The following is a 15,263-nucleotide window of genomic DNA, read 5'->3' on the forward strand; positions in this document are numbered from 1 at the left end:
CACCTCTTGGGTCAAACGAGTCGAATCATGCCTGGGTGAGCGTGAGGGTCGACGTCAGCGACGCGGTGTCGCTCTGGACGCGACTGTCGGTGGACTGCGGCAGCGTGATCTCCACGTCGTAGGTCGTCGCGGTGCCGCTCGGGTTGAGCGGTCCGACGTTCACCGAGCCGTTGCCCGCCCCGGGGTTGGGGACCGACGCGCCGTTGACCTTCAGCTCCAATGCGCCGACGAGGTCGCCGTTCGAGCCCGAGGTGCAGGCGGGGAGGTTGTTGAGCGGGTTTGTCTCCGCAGCGGTGCAGCCGTTCTCGGAGCCGGTCAGGCTGTAGGTCGCCGTCAGGTTGCCGTTGATGCTGCCCGTGTTCTGAACGGTCACAGTGGCGTGCACAGTGTCACCGGGCTTGATCTTCGAGAGGTCGACGGTCGGCGTCTGCACCGAGCCGCCGACGGACAGGCTCAGGGTGCCCGCCGCCAGGGTCCCGCCCGGGCCGGCCTTCGTGTCGCTGAACGCGGCGTAGGTGCCCGAGCCGATGGCGATGGCCGCGCAGGCGATGGCGGCGACGCCGATGCCCGCGGCGACCTTCTTGTTGCGGCTCTTCTTGGGGGCGTCGGCGACGGCCATGAATTTCTCCTTGGGGGAGCTCGTGCGCCGAATCGGTTCGGCGTGCTGTGTGTGAATGATGGCGAAGGGGAAAGGCGGCCGCATACCTCATGCGCGGTATTGGGCTGACACCCTCTTCGCTATGCCTGGGTGAGGGTGAACGTCGATGCGACGGTCACCCGGTCGCCCTGGACGTCGTTGTTGTCGGCGCGCTCGGGCAGCGTGAATCGGAAGTTGCACGTGACGCGTTCCCCGGCGGACATCGGGATTCCCGTGATCGGGAACAGGCCGGCGAGTGCGACCCCGCTCGCGACGTACGGCCCGTGCGCGGGGTCGTCACCGGTGCAGTTGTAGGCCACGGTCAGCTGGTCCTGGAGCTGCCCGCCGTGGGTGTCGAGCGTGCCGGTGATCGTCAGGGTGCCGTCGATGCTGCCCTTGTTCTCGACGATCAGGACCTTCGGCGGCAGCGTCTGGCCCGGGACGATGTTCGTCGCGTCGAGCAGGGTCGCCGTGTTGGACGGGTTGGTCCGGACGTCCAGCGTGAGCGTCCCGGACGACAGTGTGCCGCTCGGGCCGGTCCTGCTGTCGGTGAAGGCGGCGTAGGTGCCGCCACCGATGGCGACCGCGGCGGCTGCGGCGACGGCGACACCGATCACGGCGGTGCGTCCGCGCCTGCGGGTGCGTCGGCTGCTGGGGGTCGGGGTCGTCGAGGTGGTCACGTGGGTGCTGCTCCGTTCCGCGGGCCGGGTCCCGGTCGGTTGTGCGCCGGGACGCGGCGTCGGGCGGCAGCGTGACTCGGGGCGTGGGTGCGGCGCATACCCCAGGCGCGGTATCCGGGCGGCCCGACGGCGTCGCATACCTCAACCGGGGTACGACGGGTCCGCACGGTCGCCGGACAATCGGTGTCGTCTGCTCCGAGGGGGAACGATGTCGCTGGAGCCGGAGACAGTGCGGATTCCGCGGGTTCGACCTGCGCCTCCGCGTGTGGGTGCGCCCGGTCCGCGGGCGGACGTCCCGCCGCTGCCGCGTAGCTCCGCGCCGCCGCCCCGACCCGCGCCGTCGCGGGGCGACCAGCGGCCGCCGTATCCGGGGCCGGCCGATCCAGCGGTCCGCGGGCCGGTGTCCGACGGTGCCGAGGCGCACCGCGCCGATCCTGCGTCGACCGGAGCTGCGACCGTCGCCGCGCCGCGTCGGCCTCACATCTCGCGGAGGGTCATGCGCTGGGCCGGACTGGTGGTGGTCGTCGTTCTCGTCGGTGCGGCGGCTGCTGTCGCGCTGGTGCCCGCCGTGACGGGCTCGACGGCGCTGACCGTGCTGTCGGGAAGCATGGAGCCTGAGCTACCGGTCGGGTCGACCGTCGTCGTGCACCCCGAGCCGGCGGACTCGATCGTGGTCGGGGACGTCATCACGTTCACGGACCGGGAGGAGGGCAGCGCGCAGACCCGGGTCGTCACCCACCGGGTGATCGAGGTGTTGCCCGGACCCGCGTTCAGGACGAAGGGCGACGCGAACAACAGCGCCGACCCGCATGCTGTCGCGGCGGCCGACGTGCACGGTGTCATGTGGTACGACGTGCCGTTCGTCGGGCTGGTCAAGGATCGCCTGTTCAGCCGGATCGGCCTGTTCTTCGCAGTCGGAATCGCCCTCCTGGTCGTCGCCGCGAACCTCCTGCTGCCCCGGGACGCGGCCCGACAGGACTGAGGGTCTGTTCGGGCACGAAGAGTCAACGACACGCCGATGCAGCGTCACGCACCGTCGACGACGCATGTCGGACGTAACAGGCCCGCGACTGCACCCGAAGTCGTCGATGGCGCTCCCCAGCACCCGGCCGGCCCGCATCGGGCCACGGCCGTTCCATGAACTTCCAGAGGCCACTTTGCCTGTCAGGTTCCTTCACCGCCCCGTCCTCGTGCGCGGTGTCCTGGCCGATCTCGTCGTCCAGCTGCTGCTCGCAGGGGCGGCGTGCCTGCTCGTGTTCGCCCTCGACCAGGGGCACGTCGTCGTCGAGCGGGCGATGGCCGTCCTCGCGCTGACCGCGGGGGTGTCCGCGTCGGTCCTGCTGATGGTCGGTGCGTGGTTGAGCGGTGAGCGTCGCGCCCGCCGGACCGCGCTGGCGATCGGTGTCCTCACCGTCGCGACGGTCGTCCCGGCCCTGGAGATCGACGCACGTCGCGGTCTGTGGAGCTCGGTGGTCACCGTCTCGGTGGCGGCGTTCGCCGTCCTGCTGCTCACCGCGTCGCAGCGTGACGACGTCCCGTGGTGGCAGGGGCGGCTCGTCTCCGTGGGGGCGCCCGTTCTCGTGGCGACGGTCCTGGTGGCGGCGACGGTGGTCGAGCTCAGCGGCACGGCGGCCCGTCCTCCGGTCGCCCTGGCCGCGACGGCCGACCTGCTCGCGTGGGCGTTGGCGGGGGGTGCGGGTGTCGCGGCGTTCGTCGCGGGTGGGCTGACCGGACATGCCTTGCCGCGCAGGGTGGGTCTGGCGGTGGCCACGCTGACGTGTGCCAACGGGATCCGGCTGATGGCGGAGTTCGGCTCCGACCCGGCCGCGCGGCTGGTCGAGGCGCTGGAGCTCGCGGCGCTGCTGACGCTGCTGGTGGCCGCGGGCTCGTACCTCGTCCGGTCGGTGCTGCACCTCTGGAACGAGCAGGAAGAGGCGCGCTCGCGGCTGGCCGAGGCGGAGGCCGCGGCGGCGTCGGCGGCGGAGCTGCGCCACGAGGTCGCGAACGCCGTAGCGGGGCTGAGCGGCGCCGCCCACGTGCTGCGTTCGGATGACGCGTCGATCGGTCCGGACGACGGCCGGCGGCTCCTGGTCGCGGCGGGAGCCGAGCTGGACCGGTTGCAGCGCATGCTGCAGCGCACCGGCGACGTGCCGCACGAGAGTCCGACCACGGACGTGGTGTCGGTGCTGCGCGACCTGGCCGACGTGCACCGCGCCGGCGGCCTGGACGTCGAGGTGGTGGCCTCGGACGTCGCCCCGGCGGGGATCCACGACGGGGAGCTGCGCCAGGTCGTCACCAACCTTCTCGTGAACTGCCGGGTGCACGCGCCGGGCGCGCGGGTCGTCCTGCGCGTCTCGGCGGCGGGCCCGTTCGTGCGGATCGACGTCGCCGACGACGGACCCGGCGCGGCCGACGATCCGGCCGAGCTCCTGGCCCGCGGGGTTCGTGGGGCGGACTCGCCCGGCTCCGGACTCGGGCTGTCGATCTGTCGCGACCTGGTGCGTCGGTGCGGCGGCACGATCACGGTCGCGGGTGGACAGGGTTTCACGGTGTCGGTCGACCTGCCCCTCGCAGCGGTTCCCGTCCTGGCAGCGGGCGACGTCGCATGAGCACCGCGGGAGGGCAGCGGGTGGTCGTCGTCGACGACCACGCCCTCGTCGCCACGTCGCTCGCCGTCGCGCTGCGCTCGCGGGGCCTGCAGGTGGACGTCGCCGATCTCACTGCCCTCGACGACCTGCTCGGCGGGACCGCCCCTCCGGGCGGGCTGGTGCTGCTCGACCTGGACCTCGGCGACGGCCTCGACGGGGCGGAGCTGGTTCCGCGCCTGCGCCGGGCGGGCTGGCGCGTGCTCGTCGTGAGCGGTTCGCAGGACCGGGTACGGCTCGCCCGGGCGGTCGCGGCGGGTGCCGCCGGCGTCGTCGCCAAGACCGAGCAGTTCGACGTCCTCGTGGACACGGTCGTGCGCGTCGCCGCGGGCCGGGACCTCGTCGACGGTGCCGAACGTGAGCGGCTGAGGGAGATCGCCGACGCGGCGAGACGGTCGTCGGAGGCCGAGGCGCAGCGGTGGGGGCGGCTGACTCCGCGGGAACGTCAGATCGCGGAGCGCATCGCGGTCGGCCGGCGGCCCGCCGTGATCGCGGAGGAGTTCGTCGTGTCGGTGCAGACGGTCCGGACGCAGGTGCGGTCGATCCTCGGCAAGCTCGAGGTCGGGTCGCAGCTGGAGGTCGCAGCGCTCGTCAGCCGGCTGAAGTCGGCCGGGGCCTGACCCGGCGCGCAACCTCACGGTCGTCCCGACGGCGCATCGACAGCAATGAGGTTGCGCGCGGATTGCCGGGCGGAACCGTGCCGGGTCAGCCGGTGACGCTGCCCTCCAAGGCCTCGCGGACGGCGACCAGCTTGGCGGCGGCCTCGCGGACCTCGGTGTCGGGGTCGGACTCGGCGACGATCCCGCAGCCCGCGAAGAGCCGGGCGGTGTTGCCGTCGAGCTGGGCGCAGCGCAGGGCGATGCCCAGCTCCCCGTCTCCGTCGGCGTCGACCCAGCCGACGGGGCCTGCGTAGCGGCCGCGGTCCATCCGTTCCAGCTCGGCGATGACCCTCAGCGCCGCGGTGCGGGGGGTGCCGCCGACTGCGGCGGTGGGGTGCACGTCGGCGGCGAGCGTCAGCAGGGAGGCGTTGTCGCGCAGCGTGCCGCGCACGTCGGAGGAGAGGTGGGAGACGTTGTGCAGGGCGAGGATCGTGGGCTCGGTGGGGACGTCGAGGCTCGCGCAGTGGGGGCGCAGGGTCGCGGCGAGGGAGTCGACGGCGAACGCGTGCTCGCGCTGGTCCTTGGCCGAGGCCAACAGCTCCGCGCCGATGTCGGTGCCGCCGTTGCCCGGCCAGATCGTGCCGGCGAGGACCCGGGAGGAGACGACGTCGCCCTCGCGGCGCAGCAGCAGCTCGGGGGTGGCGCCGACGAGGCCGTCGACGCAGTAGGCCCAGCAGGTGGGGTAGTGGTGGGCGAGCCCGGCGAGGAGGAACCGGGGGTCGAGGCGTTCGTCCGCGACGGCGAGCAGGTCGTGGGCGAGTGCCGCCTTGTCGAGCTCGCCCGCCTGCATGCGGGTGACGGCTTCGGCGACGGCCCGCCGGTAGCGGCCGACGGTCATGTCGCCGTCGTCGTAGTGCAGGGCTCCGCCGGCGCGCACGGGCATGGCGCGGCGCATGGCGTTGGGGACACCGTCGCCGGCGAACTCGGTGATCCAGGTGTGGCCGTCGCGGCGGCCGACGACGACCCGGGGCACGACCAGCACGGATCCGGGGGAGCGGTCGGCAAAGGTGAAGCTGGCGAAGGCGACGGCGCCGGTGCCGGGCAGGCGCAGGTCGTCGCGGACGTCGAGACGTGCGGTGAAGGAACGCCACCAGGCGTCGGCCTCGGCGAAGCGGCCGGCCCCGGTGCCGGTGAAGCGGGCGACCTCGCCCCATCCGACGAGACCTTCGCCGTCGCGCACCCAGGAGAGGGGGCGGTCGTCGGGCAGCAGGTCGAGGAGGCGGCCCGCGTCGTCCACCGCGCGGGTCCGCACTCGCAGCGGCGACGGGGACGGTGCGACGGTCACATCGACCGAGGGTAGGCCGCTCGGGGCGGTGGTGCGCGCGCGCCCCGGAAGGTGCGGGGGACGCCACACGGGGGGATCGACCTAGACTCGGGTCTCGTGTCGGGCAGCGGCAGCGAGCTGATCGAAGCGGTCGGATCGACGCTTCGTGCCGCCCGGACGTGGCTGCGGGGGCACAAGCCGGAGTGCGTCGCGGGGTTCGCGGTGCTGGTCACGGCCCTGGTGGTGCTGGCGTTCGTGGGCGCGTTCCTCGACGACCGGGCGATTGCGGCGAACCGGGCGTTCACGGCGGCGACGGTGCTCGACGGTTCGAACTTCAGCCGCACCCTGGTGCGGTTCACGCTGCCCGACGGTCAGGCGGTCGTCCCGGAGCGGGGCGTCATGTATCCGCGGGGCCTGGAGCCGGGGTCGACGATCATCGTCGAGTACTCCACGGAGAAGCCGTCGCTGGTGCGGGTCGCGGGCCGCAGCGCGCTGAACCGGCTGCCGGTGGTGATCGGTGTGATGGCCGGGGTGTGGGTGGTGTTCGGGTCGTGGGCGTGGTGGCTGCGTCGCCGCCGCACGGAACGCGCCGCCGCCGCCGGGGCGGCTGCGGATCAGCCGGTCGGCGCGGCCCGCGCCTGAACGGGTGCCCGCGCGGCGAGCGCGACGCCGACGACGGTGACGGCCATGCCGGCGACGGCGACCCAGCCGGGCCGCTCGCCGAACATGAGGAACGCCATGACGGCGGTGATGGCGGGGACGAGGTAGAAGTACGTCGTCACCTGGGAGGCCGCGCCGCGGCGCAGCATCAGGAACAGCAGTGAGATGCCGCCGCCGGTGAGGACCACGACCGACCAGGCGAGCGCGCCGACGACGGCGGGTGTCCAGTCGATGCGCAGGTCCTCGACGGCCAGCGCCAGGGGCGCGGTGACCACGATCGAGGCGACGAACTGCACGACCTGGCCGGTGCGCAGGTCGAACTCGGGGCAGAAGCGCTTCTGGTAGAGGGTGCCGAAGGTGATCGCGAGCAGCGCCCCGCCGGAGAGGGCGAGGGTGGGCGCGGTGATGCCGGAGGTCGTCAGCTTCCCGGCGACGACGAGGGTCACCCCGAGGAAGCCGAGGACGAGCCCGGCGGCGCGCCGCGGCCCCATGCGTTCGCCCGCGGCCCAGCCGACGAGCGCGGTGAGGACGGGTTGCAGGTTGACCACGAGCGCGGTGACCGACGACGGCATGCCCTGCGCGACGGCCACCCACACGCCGCCGAGGTACCCGGCCTGGATGCCGATGCCCGCGACGGCGAGGTGCCCGGCCTGGCGCCACGACGGCCAGGCGGCGCGGGCGACGAGCGCGAGCACCAGCATGAGGACGACGACGCCGGTGTAGCGGACGACGAGGAAGGTCAGCGGCTCGGCGTGGGGTGCGGCGAGCCGGGCGACGACGAACCCGGACGACCAGATCAGGACGAACAGGAACGGGGTCGCCCGGACGGCGAGGTTCGTGGCGGCGAGGTTCGTGGCGGCGATGCGCCAGACGCTACGTCAGCCGGATCGGCGGTCGGTCGCCCGTCAGCCGAGCCACCAGCCCAGGACGACGGAGGCGACACCCGGTGCGGCGACGACCATCCCGTCGGTGGGCATGGGGTCCGGCCGGCCGTGGCGGTCGAGGACGACGGCGCCCGCGCCGAGGGCCAGCGCGAGCGCACCGGCGACGTCCCACTCCCGGTATCCGTCGAGGACCGCGGCGACGGCCCGGCCCGTCGCGACCTGGGTGATGGCGAGCGCGGAGGAGCCGAGGACGCGGACGCCGGCGTGCCCGGCGCGGGCGGCGCGCAGCAGCGGTTCGGTGGCGGGTTCGGCGCAGACGAGGCCGCCGGCGGGGTCGCGGTGGTCGGCGACGCGCACGACGGTCCCGTTGGCGCGCACGCCGCGGCCGCGGGCGGCGGCGTAGAGGTGGGCGCGGCTGGGGTCGGCGACGACGCCGACGACCGGGCCGTCGGCGTCGACCAGCGCGAGGCTGTAGGCGCACCACGGGAAGCCGGCGACGTAGTTGGCGGTGCCGTCGACGGGGTCGACGACCCAGCGCAGCGGCGCGGTGTCGGCTCCGGCGTCGGCGCCGTACTCCTCGCCGACGACGGGCACGCCGGGGAACTCGGCGGCGAGGACGCGGCGGGTGTGGCGTTCGAGGGTGCGGTCGGTGTCGGTGACCCAGTCGAAGGGGTTGGCCTTGCCCACGGCCCCCGCCGACCGGCCCGCGGTCGCCGCGATCACCTCGGCGGCGTCGTTGGCGAGCCGGCCCGCGACGTCCAGTGCCCGGGACAGCAGTGCGGGGTCGGCCGGGGCGGGGGGCGGCATGCGCGGCGCGTGGGCGTCGGCGCGGGGGAGGACCGTCATACCTGCGGAGAATCGGTGCTCAGGGTGTCCCACGTGCGACAGGTGGATGACGTGACGTGAAGCACCCGGCCAAGCGTCTCCGCCGGCCCGGCGACGGGGCGCCGCTCACGGGCTCCGGCTGTTCGGCCCGTGTTCCGCGACGCGATGCGCGGGCGTCGGCCTGTGGGGAGGGGGACCGTCCAGAGTCGGGGGGTGCGCGTCGCGATCGTGTCCGAGTGTTTCCTGCCGGTCGTCAACGGTGTCACGAACTCGGTGCTGAGGGTGCTGGAGCACCTGGCCGAGAACGGGCACGAGGCCCTCGTCGTCGCCCCCGGGACCGGGGAGCCCACCCGCCACGGCGACGTGGAGGTGGTGCGGGTGCCTGCGGTGGAGCTGCCCGTCGTGAACTCGATGCCCGTGGGGGTGCCGAGCAGGCGCATCCTCACGGCGCTGCGCCGGTTCGCCCCGGACGTGGTGCACCTGGCGGCGCCGTTCGTGGTGGGTGCGCGCGGGCTGGCGGCGGCGCGACGTCTCGACATCCCGACGGTCGCGGTCTACCAGACCGACGTCGCCGGGTTCGCGTCGTCGTACGGGCTGGGGCTGACCGCGCGGGCGGCGTGGCGGTGGACGTGCCGGCTGCACTCGCAGGCCGACCGGACGCTGGCCCCGTCGAGCTGGGCGACGGAGGCGTTGCGCGAGCGCGGGGTGCCGCGGGTGCACCGGTGGGCGCGCGGCGTCGACACCAGCCGCTTCACCCCGTCGAAGCGGTCGCGGCGGTGGCGCGACGAGCTGGCACCGGGCGGGGAGATCCTCGTCGGGTACGTGGGCAGGCTCGCACCGGAGAAGCAGGTGGAGCGGCTCGCGACGCTGGCGGGGATGCCCGGGGTGCGGGTCGTGGTGGTGGGCTCGGGGCCGAGTGAGGAGCGGCTGCGGTCGACGTTGCCGGGTGCGGCGATGCTCGGGTTCCGGGGTGGCGACGAGCTCGCCGAGATCTACGCGTCGCTGGACGTGTTCGTGCACACCGGCCCGTCGGAGACGTTCTGCCAGGCGGTGCAGGAGGCGCTGGCGTCGGGGCTGCCGGTGGTGGCGCCCGATGCGGGCGGCCCGCGCGACCTGGTGCTGCCCGGCCGGACGGGGATGCTGGTGCCGCCGCGGCCCGACGGGACGGACGCGGGCGACCCGGCCGCCGACGAGGCCGATGCGGTGCTGCGGGCGGCCGTCGAGACGCTGCGGGACCCGGGGCTGCGCGCGGCGTACGGGTCGGCGGCGCGCCGGTCGGTGCTGCGGCGCACGTGGACGACGGTGTGCGACGAGCTGCTGGCGCACTACTGCGACGTCGTCGGGGCGGCGGCCGAGCGGCGGGCGGCCTGACGTGCGGATCGCCCAGCTGGCCAACTTCTACGGTCCCCGCTCGGGTGGGCTGCGCACGGCGCTGCACCACCTGGGGGCGGGCTACGTCGCGCGCGGTCACGAGGTGGTGCTGGTGGTGCCGGGTCCGGCGGCGGCCGACGAGCTGCTCCCGACGGGGGTGCGGCGCGTGACGGTCGCGGCGCCGAAGCTGCCGGGGACGGGCGGCTACCGGGCGGTCGACCCGTGGCGGGTGCGCCGGTTGCTCGACGAGCTGGCCCCGGACGCGATCGAGGTGTCGGACCGGCTGACGTTGCGCGGGCTGGGGGAGTGGGCGGCGCGGCGCGGGGTGCCCGGCGTCGTCGTCTCCCACGAGCGTCTGGACCGGCTCCTCACCCAGTTCCTGCTGCCGGAGCGGGCGGCGGTCGTGGTGGCGGACGCGGCGAACGCGCGGATGGCGGCGGCCTACGACACGGTGGTGTGCACGACGGGGTTCGCGCGGGCGGAGTTCGACCGCATCGGCGCCCGCAACGTCGCGCAGGTCCCGCTGGGTGTGGACCTGGCGACGTTCACCCCGCACCGGCACGACCGGGGCCTGCGCCGGCACCTGGGCGGCGACGCGGAGGCGTTGATCGTCCACTGCGGACGGCTGTCGCCGGAGAAGCACCCGGAGCGCAGCGTCGACACGGTGGCGGCGCTGCGTCGCGACGGGGTGGACGCCCGGCTGGTGGTCGCGGGGGACGGGCCGCGGCGGGCGGCGATGGCGCGGCGGGCGACGGGCCTGCCGGTGACCTTCCTGGGTTTCGTGCCGGACCGGTCGCGGCTGGCGACGCTGCTGGCCTCGGCGGACGTGTCGATCGCGCCGGGCCCGCACGAGACGTTCGGGTTGTCGGCGCTGGAGGCGCTGGCCAGCGGCACGCGGGTGGTGGTGTCGGCGTCGTCGGCGCTGCCGGAGATCGTCGCCGGCCCGGCGGGGGCGGCGGCGGCCGACGACGCGGGTGCGTTCGCCGCCGCCGTCGCGGGCCTGCTGGCGGCGGACGCCGAGGCCGGGCGGTGCGCGGCGCGCGAGCGGGCGGAGGGGTACGGCTGGCCCGCGTCGGTGACGGCGATGCTCGCGACCCTCGGCGCGGGTCCCGGTGTCGCCGCGTAGCGTTCCCGGTGTGGCACGCGCGGACCTGGACAAGCGACCCGACGACGTCGCGGCGATGTTCGACGGTGTGGCCAAGCGGTACGACCTGACCAACACCGTGCTCACGGGCGGGCAGGACCGCCGGTGGCGCGACCTGACCCGTGCCGCGCTCGACCCGCGTCCGGGGGAGAGGGTCCTCGACCTCGCCGCCGGCACCGCGGTGTCGACCGTGTCGCTGGCCCGCTCCGGTGCCTGGTGCGTCGCGGCCGACTTCTCGCTGGGGATGCTGCGCGCGGGCGCGGGGCGCGACGTGCCAAAGGTGGCGGCCGACGGGATGGCACTCCCGTTCGGCGACGGCGTGTTCGACGCGGTGACGATCTCGTTCGGGCTGCGCAACATCGTCGACACCGCGGCGGCGCTGCGGGAGATGGCCCGGGTGACGCGGCCGGGTGGCCGGCTCGTGGTGTGCGAGTTCGGGACGCCCACGTGGGCGCCGTTCCGGGTGGCCTATCACGACGTGGTGCTGCGGGCGGTGCTGCCGGCTGTGGCGCGGCGGGTGTCGTCGAACCCGGAGGCCTACACCTATCTCGCGGAGTCGATCCGCGACTGGCCGGCGCAGCCCGACCTGGCCCGGATCATCGCCCGGTCGGGGTGGACGGGCGTCGCGTGGCGTGATCTCGCTCTCGGTGCGGTCGCGCTGCACCGGGCGACCCGCGTCTGAGGTGGCCCCCCGTGCGGGGGACCCCTCGCGGCGGGCCCGAGGGCCGGTCGGACGCGGTGCGACGCTGGTCGAGGCCGTTGCGGGGGGCCGCGACACCGTTTCGTTATGACCGCTTCTCCCCCCTCAGCGGGGGAGGCCGGTCGGGTGGACGCCGGGCAGTCTTGCGGGACTTTCGTCGGTCGTCCGAGCACCCAGCCACCCGAAGGCAGTGGTGCCGCGTCCAGGGCTGGACGCGGAGCATAGACTCTCGCACGGACTTCGTGAATCCGTTCACAAGGAGCCAGATGGTCGCCCTCGACCCCACCACCCGCGCTGCGGCGCGGCGAGGAGCGCCCGGCGCCGGCGTCGTCGCCCGCCCGGGTGCGGATGGCGCGCGCGCCGGGGCGGGACGGACAGGTGTCGGCCGTCGCGTCGCGACGACACCGTCCGGGCGCGGCGGGGGCGACACCGCCCGCGACCACGAGGAACAGGCGGTCGGGACCGTGAACTAAGGCTGTCCTGACTTCCGGGGGCTGATCCGCCGCGCCATAAGATCCGGGCGGCGGTATCGATCCCGAAGACGCTGATCTCCACCACGCAAGAAGTCACCGCATCACCAACGGCGAGGGTGTCACGATGCTCGATCCCTATCTCCCGATCGTGTTGCTGGCCGCGTTGGCCGGTCTGTTCGCGGTCGGGTCCGTCGCCGCCGCGCCGCTCATCGGCCCCCGGCGCTACAACCGCGCCAAGCTCGACGGGTACGAGTGCGGGATCGAGCCGTCGCCGCAGCCCGTCGTGGGCGCCGGCCGCATGCCCGTCGCCTACTACCTGACGGCGATGCTGTTCATCCTCTTCGACATCGAGATGGTCTTCCTCTACCCGTTCGCCGTGAGCGCGGACATGCTCGGCCTGTTCGGGCTGGTGGAGATCGTGCTGTTCATCGTCACGGTCGGCTTCGCCTACGTGTACGTGTGGCGACGCGGCGGCCTGGACTGGAACTGAGGCGAAACACATGGGACTCGAGGAGAAGCTGCCCAGCGGCGTACTGCTGACCAGCGTCGAGAAACTGGTCAACTGGACGCGCAAGTCGTCGTTGTGGCCCGCCACCTTCGGGCTGGCGTGCTGTGCGATCGAGATGATGACGACGGGTGCGCCCCGCTACGACCTGGCGCGCTTCGGCATGGAGGTCTTCCGGGCCTCCCCCCGCCAGGCCGACCTGATGATCGTCGCGGGCCGCGTCAGCAACAAGATGGCGCCGGTGCTGCGCCAGATCTACGACCAGATGCCCGAGCCCCGCTGGGTGCTGGCCATGGGCGTGTGCGCCTCGTCGGGCGGCATGTTCAACAACTACGCGATCGTGCAGGGCGTCGACCACGTCGTGCCCGTCGACATGTACCTGCCGGGCTGCCCTCCGCGGCCGGAGATGCTGATCGACGCGATCCTCAAGATCCACGCCAAGATCATGGACGAGCCCCTCGGCCCGAAGCGGGCCGCAGAGCTGGCCGCCAGCGGGTACAAGACCCCGATGATCCCGTCGTCGATCAAGTACGCGACGAAGAAGAAGTGAGCCGGCGATGACCGAACGCACGGGTCCCGGCGGAACCGCCGGCACCTCCAAGGACGACAGGGCCGGTGCGGAACCGACCGGCGGCGAGCAGTCGTCGGCGCAGCGCAGCGGCCCCGACGACGAGACGCACACCGCCGACGGCGGGGCCGCACCGGAGCACGGCGAGGGTGAGCTGGCGGGCCTGGGCGACCAGGCCGTCGAGGGCGGCACCCGCCCGGCGCCCGCGGGCCGTGCGCGCGAAGGCATGTTCGGTGTCCGCGGCAGCGGCGACACGTCGGGCTTCAGCGGTCTGCGGCTGCCCGCGTACGTCCCGGTACCGGCGGAGCGGCCCTACGGCGGCTGGTTCGACGACCTCGTCGACGACCTCGTCGCGGCCCTCGACGAGCGCGGCACCCGCGGTGCGATCCAGCAGGTCACGATCGACCGCGGCGAGATCACGCTCTACATCGCGGCCGACGAGATCCTGAACGTCTGCCGGACGCTGCGCGACGACGCGTCGCTGCGCTTCGAGCTGTGCTCGGCGGTGTCGGCGGTCGACTACGGCGTCGATGTGCCGCAGCGGATGCACGTCGTCTACCACCTGCTGTCGATGACCTACCGCAAGCGCATCCGGCTCGAGGTCGCCCTCGACTGGGACGGCGGCGAGACCAACCCGCACCTGCCCAGCGTCGTCGAGGTCTACCCGACGGCCGACTGGCACGAGCGCGAGACCTGGGACATGTTCGGGATCGTCTTCGACGGCCATCCCGCGCTGACCCGGATCCTCATGCCGGACGACTGGGACGGCCACCCCCAGCGCAAGGACTACCCCCTCGGCGGAATCCCGGTGGAGTACAAGGGTGCGGAGATCCCGCCGCCCGATGAGCGGAGGGCCTACTCGTGACGACCCCCGAGACCGACCTCTACGCCCCGGAGCGCGAGACCACCGAGGGCACCGTCTACACGGTCACCGGCGGCGACTGGGACGCGGTCGCCGACTCCGAGCACGACGACCGCATCGTGATCAACATGGGTCCGCAGCACCCGTCGACGCACGGTGTGCTCCGGCTGGTGCTCGAGCTCGAGGGCGAGACGGTCACGCAGGCCCGTTCGGTGATCGGCTACCTGCACACCGGTATCGAGAAGAACTGCGAGTACCGGACGTGGACGCAGGGCGTCACGTTCGTGACCCGCGCCGACTACCTGGCCCCGCTGTTCAACGAGGCCGCCTACGTGATGGGCGTCGAGAAGCTGCTCGGCGTCGAGGTCCCGGAGCGCGCGCAGGTCATCCGCGTGATGCTCATGGAGATCAACCGGATCGGCTCGCACCTGGTGTGCCTGGCCACCGGCGGCATGGAGCTGGGCGCGCTGACCGGCATGACGGCCGGTTTCCGTGAGCGCGAGGAGGTCCTCCACCTGCTGGAGTACCTGACCGGGCTGCGCATGAACCACGCGTTCTTCCGCCCCGGCGGGCTGGCGCAGGACCTGCCGGTCGACTGGCGGGAGAAGATCGACGAGTTCCTCAAGGTCTTCGACGAGCGCCTCGGCGACTACGACAAGCTCCTCACCGGCCAGCCCATCTGGAAGCAGCGCCTCGAGGGTGTCGGCTACCTGCCCATCGACGGCTGCCTCGCGCTCGGCGCGACCGGCCCGATCCTGCGGTCGGCCGGCCTGGCGTGGGACCAGCGCAAGGTGGAGCCCTACTGGGGCTACGAGACCTACGACTTCGACGTCCCCGTCGAGACGGGTGCCGACTGCTACTCCCGCTACCTGGTGCGGGTCGCGGAGATCCACGAGTCGCTCAAGATCATCAAGCAGGCGGCCGACCGGCTCGCGCCCGGCCCGGTGATGGTCGAGGACCGCAAGATCGCCTGGCCCGCGCAGCTGTCCATCGGGTCCGACGGCATGGGCAACACGCTCGAGCACGTCCGCAAGATCATGGGTCAGTCGATGGAGTCGCTGATCCACCACTTCAAGCTGGTCACCGAGGGCTTCCACGTCCCGGCCGGGCAGGTCTACTCCTGCGTCGAGTCGCCGCGCGGCGAGCTCGGCGTGCACCTGGTGTCCGACGGCGGCACCCGGCCGGTGCGCGTGCACATGCGCGAGCCCAGCTTCGTGAACCTGCAGACCATGCCCGCCATGAGCGAGGGCGGCATGGTCGCCGACGTCATCGCAGCCGTCGCGTCGATCGACCCGGTGATGGGGGGTGTGGACCGATGAGCGAGCTCGCGAGCGAATCAGTGTCACCGCGCGTGGAGTCGTCGTCGACCGAGCGAAGCGAGGTCGT

16 protein-coding genes are annotated in these 15,263 nt (G+C 73.5%); 11 read left to right on the forward strand and 5 right to left on the reverse strand.

Translation table 11 applies throughout. The annotated features are described in order from the left end of the window. Positions 1-25 precede the first annotated feature (25 nt). Together AB7F12_RS05510 and AB7F12_RS05515 are read right to left on the reverse strand one after the other, a co-directional pair. Entirely contained in the window at positions 26-619 is a 594-nt protein-coding gene (locus AB7F12_RS05510; RefSeq protein WP_428497778.1) for a TasA family protein, read from the reverse strand. Positions 620-738: 119 nt separating this feature from the next. After that, positions 739-1,317 carry a TasA family protein gene (locus AB7F12_RS05515; RefSeq protein ID WP_428497777.1) on the reverse strand — a complete coding sequence of 193 codons (579 nt, stop codon included), beginning with the start codon at positions 1,315-1,317 and terminating at the stop codon, positions 739-741. Positions 1,318-1,813: 496 nt separating this feature from the next. On the opposite strand from AB7F12_RS05515, the gene AB7F12_RS05520 reads away from it, so the two are divergent. The 3 genes from AB7F12_RS05520 (at position 1,814) to AB7F12_RS05530 (ending at position 4,582) form a co-directional block, all read left to right on the forward strand. Next, a complete protein-coding gene (locus AB7F12_RS05520) occupies positions 1,814-2,299 on the forward strand; it encodes a signal peptidase I (RefSeq protein WP_428497776.1) in 486 nt (161 codons plus the stop codon). Between the two features lie 208 nt (positions 2,300-2,507). Beyond that, complete coding sequence (locus AB7F12_RS05525; protein WP_428497775.1) at positions 2,508-3,926, forward strand: sensor histidine kinase; 1,419 nt, start codon at positions 2,508-2,510, stop codon at positions 3,924-3,926. Next, positions 3,923-4,582: a response regulator transcription factor gene (locus AB7F12_RS05530; RefSeq protein WP_428497774.1), complete on the forward strand. Its 660-nt coding sequence runs from the start codon at positions 3,923-3,925 to the stop codon at positions 4,580-4,582. The genes AB7F12_RS05525 and AB7F12_RS05530 overlap by 4 nt, the downstream gene beginning before the upstream one ends. An 85-nt stretch (positions 4,583-4,667) precedes the next feature. On the opposite strand, the gene AB7F12_RS05535 is transcribed toward AB7F12_RS05530, so the two are convergent. Beyond that, positions 4,668-5,906 carry an isochorismate synthase gene (locus AB7F12_RS05535; protein WP_428497773.1) on the reverse strand — a complete coding sequence of 413 codons (1,239 nt, stop codon included), beginning with the start codon at positions 5,904-5,906 and terminating at the stop codon, positions 4,668-4,670. 96 nt (positions 5,907-6,002) lie between these two features. Here AB7F12_RS05535 and AB7F12_RS05540 point away from each other — a divergent pair, with 96 nt between their 5' ends. Continuing rightward, a complete protein-coding gene (locus tag AB7F12_RS05540; protein WP_428497772.1) occupies positions 6,003-6,527 on the forward strand; it encodes a DUF3592 domain-containing protein in 525 nt (174 codons plus the stop codon). Here the strand turns inward: AB7F12_RS05540 and AB7F12_RS05545 are convergent. Both AB7F12_RS05545 and AB7F12_RS05550 read right to left on the reverse strand, forming a co-directional pair. Then, the gene (locus AB7F12_RS05545; RefSeq protein ID WP_428516370.1) at positions 6,500-7,408 is read right to left on the reverse strand and encodes a DMT family transporter; all 909 of its coding nucleotides are present in this window, start codon (positions 7,406-7,408) and stop codon (positions 6,500-6,502) included. The two genes, AB7F12_RS05540 and AB7F12_RS05545, sit on opposite strands and share 28 nt — an antisense overlap. A 42-nt stretch (positions 7,409-7,450) precedes the next feature. Continuing rightward, complete coding sequence (locus AB7F12_RS05550) at positions 7,451-8,275, reverse strand: inositol monophosphatase family protein (protein WP_428497771.1); 825 nt, start codon at positions 8,273-8,275, stop codon at positions 7,451-7,453. A gap of 192 nt (positions 8,276-8,467) precedes the next feature. On the opposite strand from AB7F12_RS05550, the gene AB7F12_RS05555 reads away from it, so the two are divergent. From AB7F12_RS05555 to AB7F12_RS05585, 7 genes are all read left to right on the forward strand, one after another. Next, on the forward strand, positions 8,468-9,625 hold the full coding sequence (locus AB7F12_RS05555; protein WP_428497770.1) for a glycosyltransferase family 4 protein: 1,158 nt from the start codon (positions 8,468-8,470) through the stop codon (positions 9,623-9,625). Between the two features lies 1 nt (position 9,626). Further along, positions 9,627-10,751 carry a glycosyltransferase gene (locus AB7F12_RS05560; protein WP_428497769.1) on the forward strand — a complete coding sequence of 375 codons (1,125 nt, stop codon included), beginning with the start codon at positions 9,627-9,629 and terminating at the stop codon, positions 10,749-10,751. A 10-nt stretch (positions 10,752-10,761) separates the two neighbouring features. Next, positions 10,762-11,451, forward strand: a complete 690-nt coding sequence (locus AB7F12_RS05565; RefSeq protein WP_428497768.1) for a demethylmenaquinone methyltransferase — start codon at positions 10,762-10,764, stop codon at positions 11,449-11,451. 615 nt (positions 11,452-12,066) lie between these two features. After that, positions 12,067-12,432, forward strand: coding sequence for an NADH-quinone oxidoreductase subunit A (locus tag AB7F12_RS05570; protein WP_428497767.1), 366 nt, complete (start codon positions 12,067-12,069; stop codon positions 12,430-12,432). A 10-nt stretch (positions 12,433-12,442) separates the two neighbouring features. Beyond that, positions 12,443-12,997 (forward strand): NuoB/complex I 20 kDa subunit family protein, encoded by a 555-nt coding sequence (locus AB7F12_RS05575; RefSeq protein WP_428497766.1) that lies wholly within the window; start codon positions 12,443-12,445, stop codon positions 12,995-12,997. A gap of 7 nt (positions 12,998-13,004) precedes the next feature. Then, on the forward strand, positions 13,005-13,880 hold the full coding sequence (locus tag AB7F12_RS05580) for an NADH-quinone oxidoreductase subunit C (protein WP_428497765.1): 876 nt from the start codon (positions 13,005-13,007) through the stop codon (positions 13,878-13,880). Continuing rightward, positions 13,877-15,196, forward strand: a complete 1,320-nt coding sequence (locus AB7F12_RS05585; protein ID WP_428497764.1) for an NADH-quinone oxidoreductase subunit D — start codon at positions 13,877-13,879, stop codon at positions 15,194-15,196. Before AB7F12_RS05580 ends, AB7F12_RS05585 begins: the two co-directional genes overlap by 4 nt. Positions 15,197-15,263: the final 67 nt, after the last annotated feature.

The organism is Pseudonocardia sp. (assembly GCF_050250275.1).
Classification (GTDB): domain Bacteria; phylum Actinomycetota; class Actinomycetes; order Mycobacteriales; family Pseudonocardiaceae; genus Pseudonocardia.